Here is a 16,424-nt window from a genome sequence, read left to right on the forward strand (position 1 = left end):
TTAGTCTAACACAAGAAGAAGTACTTTATATAGAGAATTCCACCCTGCACTGGTACTAAACCGGCTTCCGTCGGGCCTCCTGTTGTACCATAAAAATAATACCGGGCCCGGGCTTTCGTCAGCTAATTTAGAAGAACCGGACAAAAAATAAAAGCCCCGCCGGGGCGGGGCTTTGGGTAGGACTGAAAAAAATTAAAAACTGGTCTTTGCCTCTTTCAGGTCGAGTTTCTGAATCCAGATATTCCGGTACAGTACATCGTGGCCTTCGGCCTGTAGTTTCAGCCCGCCGGGGGCGTCGGTGATCCCTTTGCCGCCTTCGTTGCCACCGTCCATACCCGAGTTGGGACCGCCCCACACCTGATTGATAAGCTGGTTGTCGTGTACCTTTTTTCCGTTGAAGTACATGGTGACCATGGCTTTTTCGGTACGTTTGCCGTTTTCGAAGCGGGCCGCCCGAAACACTATATCGTAGGAGTTCCACTTACCCACTCCGTTGTAAGCATGGTAAGGCGAAGGAGATTCGTTGATGACCGCCGCCATCCCGTGCGAGGTAGTGTCGCCGTCGAGTACCTGAATCTCGTAGCGGTTCTGCAGGTACACGCCGCTGTTGCCGCCGGGCTTGGTAATATAAAACTCCACGTGCGCCCGGAAGTCCCGGAATTTTTCTTTGGTAACTATGTCGGCGGCACCGTACTTGCCACCGGCTCCGGCGGGATCATTGCTGTTCAGGGCCATGCCCTTACCGGTGGGGTCCTGCACTACGGTCCATTTTATGGGTAACGTAGCCGACAGGCGCGGCCCGTCCCAGTAGGTCCATTTTTCATCGAGCATTTTGCGGGAGCCGTCAAAGTACACCTCGGCGCCATTTACCGGCTTGGCTCCGACACCAATATTTTTCTGGGCCACCACCTGCATCCAGGTACCTGCAGCTACTATCATACAAGTTGTGGCAAGCGTTACGGCTTTTAGTTTTTGTATTTTCATCAGGATATAATTGTTAGGAACAGGTATATTTTTATTTATTAGTTAACATTCGCATCTAAGGCGTGTCGGCAAAACTACTTACTATTTAATCATCAACTCTGATGGCATGATTTAATAGGCTTTCTATCTTTACTTTTTAAAGTCGGTAATGGTGGTTCCATCATAACGGTACACGCCATCGAATGAGCCAAACCAAATACTTCCATCATTGGCTTCTAACATTCCAAAAAGGTTTAATGAGTGTGTTATTTCAATTACAATTGGCTTGTTAGTAGACATTGACTTTTCATCATAACGGGAAAGGACCCATACTCCATTATCATTTCTTCCACTAGTCCAAATGTTGCCCTTTTTATCTTCGTAGACGTACCCCACAAAATTCTCCGTGTAAGTGGTAGAGGTACTGCCATTATACCGCCGGAGGCCATTCCCGCCACCGAGCCAAATATTACCTGTTTTATCTTCGATTATCGACCAAACATTACTAAAAGTACCGTTTGCGGTTAAAATGGCAAATGTTTTTCCGTCATAAATGCCCGTATTTCCACTTGTGCCAAACCACAATTTCCCTGTTTTGTCTTCAATAATAGAATTAATCGAATTATCGGGCAATCCGTCTTTAGTTGTAAAATTTTGAAAGGATTTTCCATCGTAACGGCTTGCTCCACCCCTAGTGCCGAACCAGATATTGCCGGTTCGATCTTCATAAATACACACAACCCCATTGTCAACAAGCCCCTGCGAGGTTGTAAAATGCTGAAGGGATTTCCCAACTGCCCGTTTGGGATCGTAATAATAAACACCTGAACCATGATTACCGAACCAGAAATTTCCTTTTCTATCTTCCAGAACAGAAAAAAAGCGGTTTGTACTTCTATCACCTGTGATATTGGTAAATGACTTCCCATCGTACCGAACAATACCTTCGTTTGAAGCAAGCCAAAGGTTGCCCTTTTTATCCTGCGTGATCGTCCGAACAGAAGTGCTGGGCCCGTAGGAAGTGATTACGCCTTTGGTTTCCTGCAATGTAGTTGAACTTGGCAGTTCTTTCTTGTTTTGTGCAGTACAGAGGTTGCAAAAAACAAACATCAGGAATAAAATAAATACGGAAACGTGTTTCATTTAGCTGTTCTTTATATTACCAGCCCCTCAGAGGGTTATACCCTGTTTTTCTCCCACCGTACGAATATAGGTAGCCGCCAGCTGGTACTCTTCGGCGGTAGTCAGGTGCTCCATCATCAGGGGGATATTGGGTAGTTTACTCAGTTCGGTCAGGAATGCGCCGTAGTCAAGACTACCCAGGCCGGGCCGGCATTCAAACAACTGGGGCGTGTAGGTATCTTCTTTCAGGATAATGTCTTTCCCGTGGCAGCTCCGGATGTGGGGACCCAGTTTTTTGAAACACTCCCTGATCAGCTCCTCGTTGCCATAAAAAGACCGGGGACTTACTACCAGGTTCATGGGGTCCATGTGTACACCGAAGCGCCTGTGGTTGATGGCTTTAATCAGCCGCAGGTACGAATCGGCGGAGTCGGGGTAGGTCCAGGGCATGGGTTCCAGGGCGAAGTAGGTACGGGTGGGTTGTACTTCGTTCAGGATTTTGCGGGTTACTTCCACTATTTCATCAAAGGTACCCTGGCTAAGATTGTTCGGATGCGGCCCGGCCCAGTGAACAGAATTTTTAGAACCACTGATGTTCACGCAGCAGTTGGCCCCGATGTCCTCCGCCAGCGCCAGCGAATCCACGCATTTCTTAAAGGCCTCCCGGGCCATTTTGGGGTCCGGGCTGATGGGGTTGCTCCAGGCCCCTACTTCGGAGATTACAATATCGGCCTGCCGGGCGGCCTGCTCGTAGGCCCTGATGTCAGCGGCCGGGGTACCTACCTTCACCGGACAGTAAGCCGCCCGGTATCCCTGCTTTTTCAGGGCCGCTATCCACTCGTCGGGACTTTGGTACTTGTCAAAAACGGGGCCGCCCAGCCGCACTGAGGACCTGGCCCGGGTAAAGCTTCCAAGTGCGGAAGCTACCCCCGCCAGTGCGGTGGTTTGCAGGGCCATCCGGGTAAAACTTCGACGATTCATGGTTTTGAATTAGTAGCTTTCCATAAAAGCGTCGTTGGCCCGCAAGATACTTATGTGGCAATTGGAGCAAGTTTTTGCTTATGGTAGTAATTCCTGCGGCCTCTCAATTGAGCCTATTGGTAGTACTACTAACCGGCTGGCACGATTGTTACTGATAAAGGTAGTACTTTCCGTTGGGCCTCAGTAGGAACCCCATTTTTTACAAAAGAGGCAAAGAAGTAAAAAACACGAAACCAAGTACCTGCTATTTAGTTGACCAAATAGTATTGGCACCTATAATGATAGATGTATCTGGGTCTCGCGGCATTGGGTTGAGCAATTTGCTCCTGACACGTTGAATATAAAATGGACTTAACTATATTCAAACCCTAATCCATACTCACATTATTTAAAATCAGTGAATTTATGCTTGAAGCTTTAAGTAAAGACATCATCCCTTTAAATGATGCCGAGCGGTTAGAAGCGTTACATAAATATGAGATTTTATACACGCCGGCCGAAGAATCGTTTGATACCATTACCCAGATGATGGCCCAGGTGTTTCGGGCCCCTCTTGCCTTTATTTCTCTGGTAGATAAAGAAATCGTATACTATAAATCGCAGTTTGGGCCTTTTGGCCGAAATATGGTAGACAGGAAAGATAGCCTGTGCTCCCTGACTATTTTAGGAACCGAACCCCTTATTATCGAAGATGCCTCCGGCGAGGCTTGTTTTCAGGAAAATCCTTTTGTGGCTACCGAAGGCGGAATCAGGTTCTATGCCGGGGCGCCTCTCATTACCAAAGAGGGCCTCCCTATTGGTACGGCCTGTATTGTCGACACCGTGCCCCGCACCTTTTCCGGAGAAGACAAACGGCTCCTGGTTCATTTTGCCCGGCTGGTCATGCATGAGATTGAACTAAGGTTCAGCAGTCTGCAACAGTTTAGCATTCAGTATGAACTGGACAAAGCACAGACCCAACTTCAGGCTGCTCTCGAAGCCGGAAAAGTAACCCCCTGGCATTGGGATATAGATCAGAATAAAGTGTATACCGGAGCGGCCCTGGCAAGCATGTTTGGAATTAATGAACAGACTATTTCCGAAGGTTTACCGGCCGAAACATTCATTGAGTCCATCCATCCCGACGATCAGGAATTGGTAAGGGGGCGGCTCAGCCGCAGCCTGGAAACCGGGGCCGACTTTGAAGCCGAGTACAGGGTACTTGACGCTCAGAAAAAAGTCAGGTGGGCCATTGGAAGGGGAGCCATTCAGTTCAATCAGGAAAAAAAAACCAGCAGCATGGCAGGTATTCTGATTGACGTTACGGAGAAAAAAGAAGCTGAAAATACCCTGAGTTTCCGTACGGCAGTACTGGAAGCCCAAAACCAGGCTACACCCGATGGTGTGCTCCTTGTAGATGCCAAAGGTGAAATACTGCTGCACAACAAGCGCTTTGCTGAAATCTGGAATATTCCCCAGCAGATGCTGGATAAGAAGGATAGAGAAGCTGCCCTGCGTTACGCAGTAAACCTATTGGTAGACCCGCAGGAATACCTGGCTAGTACCAGTAAATTATATTCTTCCAATGAAAGGCTCAATAGCTGCGAGGAATTCTTATTCAAAGATGGCCGGGTTCTCGAGCGGCGTGGGACTCCCATTGTGGCAGAAAATGGCGTCAACTATGGCTGGGCCTGGTACTACCGGGATATTACTGATCGAAAAAAGCAGGAGTACCGGCAGCAAACCTTGCTGGAATCCCTGCCCCAGATGGCCTGGACCGCCCGGCCAGACGGTGAGGTCGACTACCTGAACACCCGCTGGTATGAGTACACCGGACAAGCCGTAGAAGAAGCATTAGGTAACGGCTGGGCCAATACGCTGGCCCCGAAGGCCGGAGAGGAAATTTTTGAGCAGTGGGCCTACTGCCTCGAACACGGCACCCCCTATGAGGTAGAGCTACGGTACCGCCGTCGGGATGGCGAATACCGTTGGCATATTACGCGGGCTGAGCCTATCAAAGAAGGAGATAAGGTAGTGCGGTGGGTAGGTACCTGCACCGATATTCATGATTTTAAAGAGTTACAGGAATCCCTGGAGCTACAGGCCACCGTGCTGGAAAGTATGGACGAAGGCGTATCGGTATCCGATGAAAATGGCTATATCCTGTTCACGAATAACGCCGAGGACCGTATATTTGGATATAGCCCTGGCGAGTTGATTGGAAAGCACGTAACCGTGCAGAATTATTATGAAGAAAATGAAAATCAACAAAAAGTAGCGGAAGTACTTGGCCAGCTGAAAGAGCGGGGATTCTGGAACGGAGAATGGCACAACAAGCGAAAAGATGGTACTGCTTTCTTTACTTATTCCCATATTACGGCAATCCAAATCGGGAATAAAACCATGTTAGTATGCGTACAAAGGGATATTACCGAAGAAAAACGTAACCAGGAAGCCATTGCCTACCAAAACCTGCTCTTTAAAACAACTACGGATAATGCTACCGCTACCCTGTTCATGATGGACAAAACGGGACATTGTACGTTTATGAATGCGGCCGGCGAGAAACTGTTTGGGTATAGCCAGGTGGAGATAAGGGAAAAACCCCTCCACTACCTCATTCACCACCATCGCCCGGACGGCTCCTTTTATCCAATGCAGGAGTGTCCGATCGACCGGGCCCTGCCCGAGAATTTTGATGTGCGGGCTCACCGTGATTTGTTTTTCAGAAAGGACGGCACCTCCTTTCCGGTGAGCTGCGCTGCCAGCCCTATTTTTGAGAATGGTGTGCCGGTTGCTACGGTTATTGAGGTACGGGATATCAGTCTGGAAATAGAGGCCGAACAAGCTCTGCGCCGAAGTGCCGAGGAGCTTGAACAGCTGGTAGGACGGCGTACCGAAGAGCTAAGAGTAGTCAATGAGCAGTTGAAACAGTTTGCCTACGCCGCTTCCCATGACCTTCAGGAGCCGCTGCGGAAGATTATTTTCTTTCTGGATCTGCTGCAGTCCAACCTGGGTACCTCCCTCGACGAACGAAATACCCAAATTATGGGACGGGTATTGGCTACCGCCGGGCGAATGCGCTCCCTCATCAATAACCTGCTGGACTACTCCAACGCTACCCAGGGTACTACTTTCTTCCAGGAGACCGACCTGAACCAGATCGTAGAAGAGGTAACCAGTGATATGGAGGTTACGATCACCGAAAAAAACGCAGTACTTGATATTCAGCAGCTGCCGGTTATAAAAGGGGACGAGCGCCAGCTGCGTCAGTTGATGCAAAACCTCATTGGCAATGCCCTCAAATACAGCCGTCCGGAGGTTATGCCGCTTGTACAGGTACATTACCGTAAACTTTTGGGTAAAGAAACCGGACTTCAGCTATCTGCTACCGAGTCGAACACCTATTTTCATGTTATTTCAGTGAGCGACAAAGGAATTGGTTTTGAACAAAAAGATGCTGAAATAATTTTTGATGTATTCAAAAGACTACACGGAAACACCCATTATAAGGGTTCAGGCGTGGGACTATCTATTGTGAGAAAGGTAGTAAAAAACCACAATGGTTACATAACTGCGCAAAGTGAACCCGACCAGGGAGCTACGTTTACGGTTTTTCTTCCGGCCAATTAACTATTCAACTATTATTTTCACCCCTCCTAAACCTCTACTTATTAAAACTTTGGCAGGTTAAAAAGGAAGGATATTCCGTAACTTCGCTTTCTTTTTGAACTATGAAACATCTGAATCTGTGATTGAGCCTACTGTTGATTTTAAGGCGGCTTTTGAAGCAATGCCGGGTATAAGTGCACTTTTGCAGGCAGACTCCTCCCGTTTCACCATTCTGGCTGTAACCGACGAGTATGTTCAGTTAACCGGCGTAAAAAGAGAGGACCTGGTAGGCAAGGGACTTTTTGAAATGTTTCCCAAAAGTCCCGACGATCCGGACTTTACGGGGGAGCGTAATATGAGGGCTTCCTTTCAATACATTATTTCTCACAAACTACCGCACCAACTACCGGTGCAGCGCTATGATATCCCTAACCCAGACGGCACATTTTCGGAACGGTACTGGTATGCCAGTAACAAACCGGTGCTTGACGCCCAGGGCCGGGTACTTTATATTATTCATTCGGCAACGGAGATAACCGAGCAGATAAAAGCAGAAAGGAGAGAAACCGCTATCAGGGAAATCGAAAAATCCTATCAGCTTTTTATGCAGGCGCCCGTCATCATTGGAATCGTAAGCGGCGATGATTACGTGATTGAACTGGCCAATGACGAACTCCTTGAGATATGGGACCGGACCAGAGAGGTAGTAGGTAAACCTCTGCTACGGGCCATTCCCGAACTGGAAGAACAGGGATTCAAAAGCCTGCTGGATCAGGTCCGGACTACGGGCGAACCTTTCCACGCCAATGAATCCCCCATTGTTCTGCTCCGCAACGGTAAGGAGGAAATACGGTACTTAAACTTTATTTACAAGCCTTATTATTCCCAGGAGTGCCCAACTGACTCGGTAGCGACCGGCGTGTTTGCGGTAGGTCACGATGTAACCGAACAGGTCCTGACCCGGCAGAAAGCCCGGGAAAACGAAGAAGAGCTAAAGCGGTTCAAGTACATGGCTGACCATGCTCAGAACTCTTTCTTCCTAATCCGGCGGGATGGTTCCTTTGCCTACCTCAACCAAAAGGCTATTTCTGCCTTAGGTTATACCGAAGCCGAAATCGGGCAGCTTCGGGTACCTGACTTTTTCCCTACCCAGAATGCGGCCACCTTCCCAACCACTTTTGACCAGGTACAGGAAAAAAAGCAGATTCGGTTCGAAACCTTTTACCGCAGTAAAGAGGCCTTTGTTTTCCCGATTGAGATAAATATGGGCCATATGGTTTATAATGGCGAACCTTATATGTTTGCGATTACAAGGGATATCACCGAGCAGAAAGAACTGGAAAGGAGTATCAGAGAAAGTGAGAATAAACTTCGGAGCATTATTGATCAGGCCCCCAATCCTATTTTAATTTTTAAAGGGATGGATATGACCCTGGAAATAGCCAATAAAGCTTTGTTCGATTTGTGGAAAGTTGATGAAAGCTCCCTGGGAAAAACGTTTCTTGAAATACTGCCCGAAATGAAAGGGCAGGGATTTCTGGACCTTTTACAGAAAGTATATCATACTGGTGAAGCTTTCCATGGCTATGAAATGCCCGCTGAGTTTGAAGAAGCCAACGGACAAAGGCGAACCGTGTACTTTAACTTTACCTACCATCCCTACCGGGAGGACGACACCATTACCGGAGTACTGGTACTGGCCACAGATGTGACCGGACAGGTACTGGCAAAAAGAAAAATAAAGGAAAGTGAAGAGGAGTTAAAGCAGTTTAAATACATGGCCGATCACGCCGAGGACCCTTTTATCCTGATGCGTGCAGACGGCACATTTGCCTACCTCAACGTAAAAGCACTCGAAGCCTGGGGATACACCCAAGAAGAAGCAAAAGACTTACGCGTACCGGATGTGGACCCTATCTTTCAGGATGAAGCTTTTAATGCCGTGTTTGCCCAAGCACAAAAAGAAACCATTCCCCAGTTTGAAACCTTGCATAAACGCAAGGATGGCCATATTTATCCGGTAGAGGTTAACATGGGCGGACTAACGCTGGACGGCAAGCCCCATCTTTTTGCCATTGCCCGGGGTATTACCGAACGTAAAAAGGCTGAAAAAGCTATTAATGAGACTAATGAGCGCTTTGAACTGGTGGCCAAAGCTACCCAGGACGCCATTTGGGACTGGAACCTGATTACCGATGAAATCTGGTGGAATGAAGGCTTTAAGACCTTGTTTTTATACAAACAGGAAGACATAGAACCTGGTATTGAGTCGTGGTATAACAGGCTTCATCCGGAAGATAAGGAGCGGGTAATGAAGGATATTCACGATGTAATTGATACAGGCGGTAAGCAATGGTCATCGGAATACCGTTTCCGGAAAGCGGATGGCAGCTATGCAATTGTATTTGACCGGGGCTACGCCTTGCATAACGAAGACGGCAAGCCCTTCCGGATGCTTGGCTCTATGATTGATATTACTCAACGCAAAAAACTGGAAGAGGCTGCAGTAGAAAGTGAACGTACCCTGCGGAATATGATTTTGCAATCTCCGGTTGCCATGTGTATTCTAAGGGGCCCTTCCCTGGTGGTTGAAATAGCCAATAAACGGATATTGGAAATCTGGGGCAAAACGGCTGAGCAGGTCTTGGAAATACCTATATTCGAAGGGAGTCCCGAAATCCGGAATCAGGGTCTGGAGGAGTTATTACAGCAAGTTTACACAACCGGCGAATCGTTCATTGCCAACGAACGCCCCGTAATGCTGCTCCGGAACGGTACACTGGAAACTACCTATCTCAATTTTGTCTATGATCCGTTGCGGGAAGTGGATGGAATCATAACCGGCGTAATGGTAGTAGCCAATGAGGTAACCGAACAGGTAAAGGCCCGGAAGAAAATGGAGGAGCAAAATAGTGAGCTTGAGTTTGTGCTGGACTTCATGCCACAGATGGTATGGCATACCCTCGCGGACGGCACCGCCGACTTCTTTAACCAGGTTTACCTTGACTATACGGGCTTATCCCTGAGCCAGCTGATTGGAAAAGGCTGGTTACGGATTCTGCACCCGGATGATTCGCATAGAACCGAAAAAACCTGGCAGGAAGCGATCAACGGCGGAATCAGTTATGAGGTAGAGCATCGCATTCGCAGACATGATGGCGCTTACCGCTGGTTTTTGACCCGGGGTATACCGCTCAAAAATGAAAACGGGGCGGTTGAAAAATGGTACGGTACCACCACCGATATTCAGGAACATAAAACAACGGCCGAACTGCTGGAAAACCGGGTGGAAGAGCGCACCCGTGAACTACTGGAAGCCAACAATAACCTCCGGCGCATCAACGCCGAGCTGGAACAGTTTACGTACGTTTCCCACCATGATCTACAGGAGCCGTTAAGAAAAATCCAGATATTTACCGAAATGGTAAGGTCTGACCGCCAGAATAAGTTTACCGAAACCTCCCAACAACGGCTGGAAAGAATCACTGCCGCGGCCCAGCGTATGAGTACCGCCCTGAGCGATGTACTGAACTTTGCCAGCCTTAACAAGGAGGAGCAGCCCGCAACAGTAAACCTGGAAGAGGTACTGGCTACGGTACAAGCGGACCTGGAACTGGTCATAGCTGAAAAGAAAGCTACCGTTACCGTTGAATCTATGCCTGCCATTCGGGCGGTACCCCGGCAAATGCACCAGCTCTTTTATAACCTGGTGAATAACGCCCTGAAATTCTCCAAACCTGAGGTACCACCCGTTATTTCCGTTACCGGCCGGGCCTTGCCCCGCCAATTGATAGTGGAACAGCCGGACCTGGATACCAGTAAACACTACTACGAAATAACCGTAAAGGATAACGGCATTGGCTTTGAACCCGACTATGCCAACAAGATATTCCTCATGTTCCAGCGGTTGCACAACAAGGATGCCTATTCAGGGACGGGGATTGGCCTGGCGCTGGCCCGGAAAGTAGTTTTGAAAAACGGCGGGAAGATTTGGGCCGAAAGCTCCGTTGGTAAGGGAGCTACTTTTAAAGTACTCCTACCCGCCGATTGACCCCATTCGTTTTTTTAAACCAACCGGGTTTGGGTACTTAAAGACTTGTTCCGGCCAAAAAGTTAGTAGTCCGGGGATGACTTAGCTCCCGGATTACTATCAGAATTTTCCGATTATTTGAAATTCTTCCCTTAGCTTTAAAAATCAGTTTCAGTTAGAATTATTCAAGAATTAACTTTCTTTCTGAAACAGCTTCAATTGAACAGACATTCCTGGAGTCACTGAAAGTTTACTTGAAATTATGCCCGCTAAGAGGCATATTTGTCCTACAACTGATTTATTTTTATGCTTAGACGGCTATTTCTCAAAACCCTCGGTACCAGCAGCCTGCTCGGCGCGGGTACCCTTGATTCCTTTTCCTCACCGCAGGCCACTACCGATCGTACGTTCTGGCTGGCGCATCTGGACAAACTGGCCGGACCCGTCCTGGAAAATCTGGCTAAGGATACCCTCAGGGCTAACATGCCCGTGGAAGGCAAAACTCAGGATCGGCCCCAATATACTCACCTGGAGGCTCTGGGGCGGTTAATGGCGGGCATTGGCCCCTGGCTTAACCTGACTGCCCTAGCCGATAGTGAAGAAAAAAAACTCCATAGTACCTACTTCAGCCTGGCGCAACAAGCCCTTGCCAATGCTACCAACCCGGCGGCGAAGGATTTCATGAACTTTAATAAAGGGGGGCAACCCCTGGTAGATGCCGCCTTTCTGGCACATGGACTTATCCGGGCTCCTGCTCTCTGGAACAGCCTGCCGGATACTGTAAAATCCAACGTGGTTAAGGCCTTCCTGAGCAGTCGCGCCATTAGGCCCGGCTTCAACAACTGGCTCCTGTTCAGTGGGATGATTGAAGCTTTTTTTGCCAAATTTGGCTATGATTATGACAAGATGCGGCTGGACTACGCCATTCGGCAACACGAGCAATGGTACCTGGGCGACGGTATGTACGGCGACGGCCCCAATTTCCACTGGGACTACTACAACAGCTACGTAATTCAACCTTTTCTATTCGACATTCTGACGGTCATTGCGCCGCTTGATAAAACGTACCAGACCATTTTTGACAACGTTACCAAAAGAGCGGTTCGTTACGCGGCCATTCAGGAGCGTCTGATCTCGCCCGAAGGTACCTTCCCGATCATTGGCCGCTCCATTGCCTACCGCGCCGGTGCCTTTCAGCACCTGGCCAATATGGCGCTGGTAGGGCAGCTGCCCGAAGGCGTTTCGTCGGCTCAGGTACGCAGCGCCCTCACGGCGGTAATCAAAAAAACCACTGAGGCACCAGGTACCTTTGATGCCAAAGGCTGGCTGCAGATTGGGATGTACGGCCACCAGCCGGCTTTGGGTGAGCGGTATATTTCTACCGGTAGCCTGTACCTGTGCGCCGAGGTACTGTTACCACTGGGCTTGCCTGCCTCGCACGAGTTCTGGGCGGCACCAGCGGCCGACTGGACATCACGTAAAATATGGAGTGGAGCTGACCTCCCCGCCGACCACGCTATTTAAAGTACCTGATGCACCAAACGGTATACCCTATCCGCTCCGGCCTTTATAGTTTATTGTAAATAATATTACCAGACGTACTTTAATCGTTACTGAAACTAACATCCCTTCTTATACCACTACTTTATGAAAACCAGTGTTCGTATCCAGTTAATGGTCATGATGTTTCTCCAGTTTTTTGTGTGGGGAGCGTGGTACGGCCAGATGAGTAAATACATGTTCACGCAGTTGGGCGCCACGGGCGTTCAGGTGGGCAATGCTTACGCTGCCTTCTCCATAGCCATGCTGATCGCCCCCTTCTTTGTCGGGATGATAGCTGACCGGTACTTTGCCGCCCAAAAGGTACTGGGCATTCTGAACCTGGCCGGGGCCGCAGTACTCTACTTCCTTATTCAGACCAGGGATGTCGACACATTTTTCTGGATGATCCTGACCTACTGCTTGACCTTTGCTCCTACCCTGGCACTTATAAGCTCCATCGCCATGCAGCAGATGAAGAGCTCGGAAAAGGAGTTTCCGGCCATTCGGGTAATGGGTACGGTGGCCTGGATTATAGTGTCCAACATTGTAGGTTATTATGCCTTGGGCGATAAGGTTGCTATTTTCGAAATTTCTATGTACTCGGCGGCGGTGCTGGGAATCTTTTCCTTTTTCCTGCCCAATACTCCTCCCAATCCTTCGGAAGGTACTACTTTTGCCGATATTGCCGGACTGGATGCCTTCCGGCTTTTTAAGGACCGCTCTTTTACCATTTTCTTCATTTCTTCGGTCCTGATTTGTATTCCGCTTTCCTTTTACTATGCCATGGCAAACCCGTCCCTGACGGACTCGGGCATGGCCAATGTAGAAAACAAAATGTCTTTGGGACAAGCCTCCGAAGTAATTTTCATGCTCCTGATTCCGTTGGCTTACACCCGGCTTGGTGTTAAGTGGATGCTGGTGGTGGGGCTTTTCGCCTGGATCGCACGCTTTATCTTCTTCGGCTACGGCGATGGTGGTTCCGGTGAGTGGATGTTTTATCTGGCTATCATTCTGCACGGTGTCTGCTATGATTTCTTCTTCGTAACCGGCCAGATTTATACCGACAATAAGGCGGGAGAAAAAATTAAATCTTCGGCTCAGGGACTCATTACGCTGGCAACCTACGGCATCGGGATGGGTATTGGCTCGTGGCTATCTGGCGTTACGGCCGACTACTATACCCGTGACGGCATAAAAGACTGGACGGCAATATGGATGGTACCGGCGGCCATTGCGGTAGTGGTACTGCTTCTGTTCATCCTGTTCTTTAAAGACAATAAGACCCAGGCTCCCTCGGTCAAAGAAAGCGAACCGGTAATGGTTTAAATCTGGAATATAAAACAATGGTAAGCCTCCCGAGACACCAAGCTTCGGGAGGCTTTTCTATTTATTATGTACCTTTACGGCTCTAATAAATACGCTTTATGCAAATCCTCTCCTATAACGTAAATGGCATTCGTGCTGCCATTAAAAACGGTCTGCTCGACTGGCTCAGCGACAAACCTTACGATGTACTTTGTTTTCAGGAAGTAAAGGCTACCATGGATCAGGTAGACCTGTCAGGCTTTGAAGCCCTGGGGTACCAGGTGCGGGGCTGGCACGCGGCCGAAAAAAAAGGGTATAGTGGGGTAGCTATTCTCTCCCGTCCTACCCCCGACCTCACGGTGGATGGGTGTGGGCTGTCCATCTATGACTGCGAAGGTCGGGTACTTCGCGCCGACTACGGCGACCTCTCCGTCCTGAACTGCTACTTCCCTTCGGGTACCAGCGGAGAAGTACGGCAGGACCTAAAAATGCGTTTCTTGGACGATTTCTTCGAGTACGCGCATAACCTTCGACAGACCCGGCCCAACCTTATCATTTGCGGAGATTACAATATTGCCCATACGCCCAATGACATTCATGACCCCGTGCGGAACAAGAATACAACGGGCTTTCTGCCTGAAGAGCGGGATTGGATGACCAGGTGGTTTGGGAGTGGCTTTACGGACTCGTTCCGTCACCTTAATCCTGAGCTAACGGAGTATAGCTGGTGGAGCTACCGGGCCGGTGCCCGCGCCAATAACAAAGGCTGGCGAATCGACTACCAGTCAGTAACGGATACCCTGCGCCACCGACTGCTTGGCTGCCGCCAAATCTGCGATGCTGTTCATTCCGATCACTGTCCGGTATGGCTGGAAATAGCGGACTAAAAGAAAGAGAGCATGCATTTCCTTCCGGTGGTAGAAGTTGTGTAGTAAAGGATAATTCAAATTAAACGTCCAACAGTTGTTCAGGTACTTTCTCCTATATAAGCCTTTTGGTATGCTGTCGCAATTCAGCCGGGAAGGTGACATCCGCTCCCTGGCCGATCTGGAGTTCTCGTTCCCGAGGGATGTATATCCCGTGGGACGACTGGATGCTGATAGCGAAGGTCTGCTACTACTAACCAACGACAACCAGTTAAAAACCCGGCTGCTCGAACCACGCCACCGCCACTACCGCACCTACTATGTGCAGGTGGAGGGACTTATTACCGACGAAGCCTGTGAGAAACTGTCAAAAGGAATACCTATTTCGATCAACGGGAAAAGCTACCAGACCTTGCCCGCCCGGGCAGTAGCCATTGATGAACCTAACCTGCCCGTCCGGACTCCGCCCATCCGATTCCGGCAGAATATACCCACCTCCTGGGTATCTATTTCGTTATATGAAGGAAAAAACCGCCAGGTGCGTCGTATGACCGCTGCGGTAGGATTCCCTACACTTCGGTTGGTACGGTGGGCTATTAGCAGTACCTTGTTAGGTACCATGCAGCCCGGGGAAGTCAGAGAAGTAGATGGTAAGGAGCTCTTAAAAAAAATTCTTTAAGTACCCTGGGTTAATTATTCGTTAATTTTGGCGTCCGGGTCAAAGTCATCAGCAATGAGATGCTTATACTGAGGAGCGTGCGCCTCTATGTATTCCTCCATAAACAGGCAGTAAGGCTTTATCTTCAGCCCCTGCTCCTCAATATATTCTAGTGTATATTTCGCCAGAGCAGTACCTAACCCCTGACCCTCAAGTTCAACGGGTACTTCTGTATGCATTATGGCCATAGCGCCATCTTCCCACTCATACATCTGAACCGCCTCTCCAAAATCTGTATGAATAACAAACTGGTTGTTATCAGGCTCATGAACAATTTCTGGGCTATTTGACATAGACATTTTTGTACAATTTTAATTGAATTAGGCACCCTTTCTTTCTTCCTCGAGGGCTATAAAGTTAACCAGTTCCTGATTACCATTGTAAATGGGCATTATATGAACCTCACATGAGTAAAGCTGTCCTGACTTACGGTAGTTAAATATACTTCCTTTAAAGTCGTGTCCCCGCGTCAGGCACTCTTTTATTTTTCCTCTCACCTCAGACTGGGTCTGTTCTCCCTGAAGAAAAGAGGGCTTTTTATTATACACTTCACAAAAAGTATACCCGGTCATTCGGGTAAAACCCGTACTTGTCCAGATAATCTGCTGTGAAGTATCGGTAACCACCACAGCTTTTGACTTTTCCCGCAGGTAAGACTCTGTCAGACTGAGGTCGAAATCCCATGCTTTTTCCTCATGTAGCGCCTCCAGCTCCTCCAATTCATTCAATCGGGAGGGTTTTGTAAAAAACTCCAGCCCAAGCAGCAAAGGCGTTGGGAAGCTAAGACTTTTATAAGTATCACAGTTGGTTTTGGATGTAAGATTCAGCATAGGTTAAAAGTTGTTTATGGGTAAATCAATAACGAGGTGGTTGGCGTATTTAACTAGCTCTTTTATGTTCAGCAACACAACGTCCAACTATTTTGTTAAAGATAGATTAAACAAATTTTATTTTAATTGAATTTAGGGATAACTCGTTGAGAAAGATCGGAATATTACCTGATGCCAATTAGGAAAAAGCTCAAAGACAGAAGCTTTAGGAGAATACTAATTGAAGAATGAGCGTAGTAAAACAGGTGTAAGTACTACTAACAGGCTGTGAAGAGCTGGCAGAGAGTTCTAGCGCCTTAAAACCAGCAAAAGCCCCGCATTATTGGCGGGGCTTAGTGGTGAAGAGGTGGCGGCTACCTACTTTACCGGCTGTTAACCAGTATCATCGGCGGTGCGGGGCTTAACTTCTCTGTTCGGGATGGGAAGAGGTGATCACCCGCCCCATAGCCACCATCAGGCCTGGGGGTGTATGTACT

11 protein-coding genes and 1 rRNA gene are annotated in these 16,424 nt (G+C 48.5%); 6 read left to right on the forward strand and 6 right to left on the reverse strand.

From position 1 onward, the window contains the following. Positions 1 to 192: 192 nt before the first annotated feature. The 3 genes from VGN67_RS04605 to VGN67_RS04615 form a co-directional block, all read right to left on the reverse strand. On the reverse strand, positions 193 to 939 hold the full coding sequence (locus VGN67_RS04605) for a DUF1080 domain-containing protein (RefSeq protein ID WP_327485600.1): 747 nt from the start codon (positions 937 to 939) through the stop codon (positions 193 to 195). Between the two features lie 174 nt (positions 940 to 1,113). Continuing rightward, positions 1,114 to 2,106 carry a ligand-binding sensor domain-containing protein gene (locus VGN67_RS04610; protein WP_327485601.1) on the reverse strand — a complete coding sequence of 331 codons (993 nt, stop codon included), beginning with the start codon at positions 2,104 to 2,106 and terminating at the stop codon, positions 1,114 to 1,116. A gap of 27 nt (positions 2,107 to 2,133) precedes the next feature. Continuing rightward, positions 2,134 to 3,066, reverse strand: coding sequence for a sugar phosphate isomerase/epimerase (locus tag VGN67_RS04615; RefSeq protein ID WP_327485602.1), 933 nt, complete (start codon positions 3,064 to 3,066; stop codon positions 2,134 to 2,136). Between the two features lie 405 nt (positions 3,067 to 3,471). Here VGN67_RS04615 and VGN67_RS04620 point away from each other — a divergent pair, with 405 nt between their 5' ends. From VGN67_RS04620 to VGN67_RS04645, 6 genes are all read left to right on the forward strand, one after another. Beyond that, positions 3,472 to 6,678, forward strand: a complete 3,207-nt coding sequence (locus VGN67_RS04620; protein ID WP_327485603.1) for a PAS domain S-box protein — start codon at positions 3,472 to 3,474, stop codon at positions 6,676 to 6,678. Between the two features lie 118 nt (positions 6,679 to 6,796). Then, positions 6,797 to 10,708 (forward strand): PAS domain S-box protein, encoded by a 3,912-nt coding sequence (locus VGN67_RS04625; protein WP_327485604.1) that lies wholly within the window; start codon positions 6,797 to 6,799, stop codon positions 10,706 to 10,708. Positions 10,709 to 10,993: 285 nt separating this feature from the next. Next, positions 10,994 to 12,211, forward strand: a complete 1,218-nt coding sequence (locus tag VGN67_RS04630; RefSeq protein WP_327485605.1) for a DUF2264 domain-containing protein — start codon at positions 10,994 to 10,996, stop codon at positions 12,209 to 12,211. A gap of 123 nt (positions 12,212 to 12,334) precedes the next feature. Then, positions 12,335 to 13,555 (forward strand): nucleoside permease, encoded by a 1,221-nt coding sequence (locus VGN67_RS04635; RefSeq protein ID WP_327485606.1) that lies wholly within the window; start codon positions 12,335 to 12,337, stop codon positions 13,553 to 13,555. A gap of 98 nt (positions 13,556 to 13,653) precedes the next feature. After that, positions 13,654 to 14,421: an exodeoxyribonuclease III gene (locus VGN67_RS04640; protein ID WP_327485607.1), complete on the forward strand. Its 768-nt coding sequence runs from the start codon at positions 13,654 to 13,656 to the stop codon at positions 14,419 to 14,421. Positions 14,422 to 14,497: 76 nt separating this feature from the next. Further along, complete coding sequence (locus VGN67_RS04645) at positions 14,498 to 15,079, forward strand: pseudouridine synthase (protein ID WP_327485608.1); 582 nt, start codon at positions 14,498 to 14,500, stop codon at positions 15,077 to 15,079. A gap of 14 nt (positions 15,080 to 15,093) precedes the next feature. Here the strand turns inward: VGN67_RS04645 and VGN67_RS04650 are convergent, their stop codons facing one another. The 3 genes from VGN67_RS04650 to rrf all read right to left on the reverse strand — a co-directional run bounded on the left by VGN67_RS04650 (position 15,094) and on the right by rrf (position 16,403). Then, positions 15,094 to 15,411 carry a GNAT family N-acetyltransferase gene (locus tag VGN67_RS04650; protein WP_327485609.1) on the reverse strand — a complete coding sequence of 106 codons (318 nt, stop codon included), beginning with the start codon at positions 15,409 to 15,411 and terminating at the stop codon, positions 15,094 to 15,096. Between the two features lie 27 nt (positions 15,412 to 15,438). Further along, complete coding sequence (locus VGN67_RS04655) at positions 15,439 to 15,948, reverse strand: PAS domain S-box protein (protein ID WP_327485610.1); 510 nt, start codon at positions 15,946 to 15,948, stop codon at positions 15,439 to 15,441. Between the two features lie 344 nt (positions 15,949 to 16,292). Then, a 5S ribosomal RNA gene (rrf, locus tag VGN67_RS04660) occupies positions 16,293 to 16,403 on the reverse strand. Positions 16,404 to 16,424: the final 21 nt, after the last annotated feature.

Source organism: Telluribacter sp. (genome assembly GCF_035998675.1).
In the GTDB taxonomy this organism is placed as follows: domain Bacteria; phylum Bacteroidota; class Bacteroidia; order Cytophagales; family Spirosomataceae; genus Telluribacter.

Bases quoted from the DNA above. Each gene is read 5' to 3' on its own strand.
- VGN67_RS04630 (WP_327485605.1), top strand. From the start codon at position 10,994: ATGCTTAGACGGCTATTTCTCAAAACCCTCGGTACCAGCAGCCTGCTC.
- VGN67_RS04605 (WP_327485600.1), bottom strand. From the start codon at position 939: ATGATAGTAGCTGCAGGTACCTGGATGCAGGTGGTGGCCCAGAAAAAT.
- VGN67_RS04655 (WP_327485610.1), bottom strand. From the start codon at position 15,948: ATGCTGAATCTTACATCCAAAACCAACTGTGATACTTATAAAAGTCTT.
- VGN67_RS04620 (WP_327485603.1), top strand. From the start codon at position 3,472: ATGCTTGAAGCTTTAAGTAAAGACATCATCCCTTTAAATGATGCCGAG.
- VGN67_RS04650 (WP_327485609.1), bottom strand. From the start codon at position 15,411: ATGTCAAATAGCCCAGAAATTGTTCATGAGCCTGATAACAACCAGTTT.
- VGN67_RS04635 (WP_327485606.1), top strand. From the start codon at position 12,335: ATGAAAACCAGTGTTCGTATCCAGTTAATGGTCATGATGTTTCTCCAG.
- VGN67_RS04610 (WP_327485601.1), bottom strand. From the start codon at position 2,106: ATGAAACACGTTTCCGTATTTATTTTATTCCTGATGTTTGTTTTTTGC.
- VGN67_RS04640 (WP_327485607.1), top strand. From the start codon at position 13,654: ATGCAAATCCTCTCCTATAACGTAAATGGCATTCGTGCTGCCATTAAA.
- VGN67_RS04615 (WP_327485602.1), bottom strand. From the start codon at position 3,066: ATGAATCGTCGAAGTTTTACCCGGATGGCCCTGCAAACCACCGCACTG.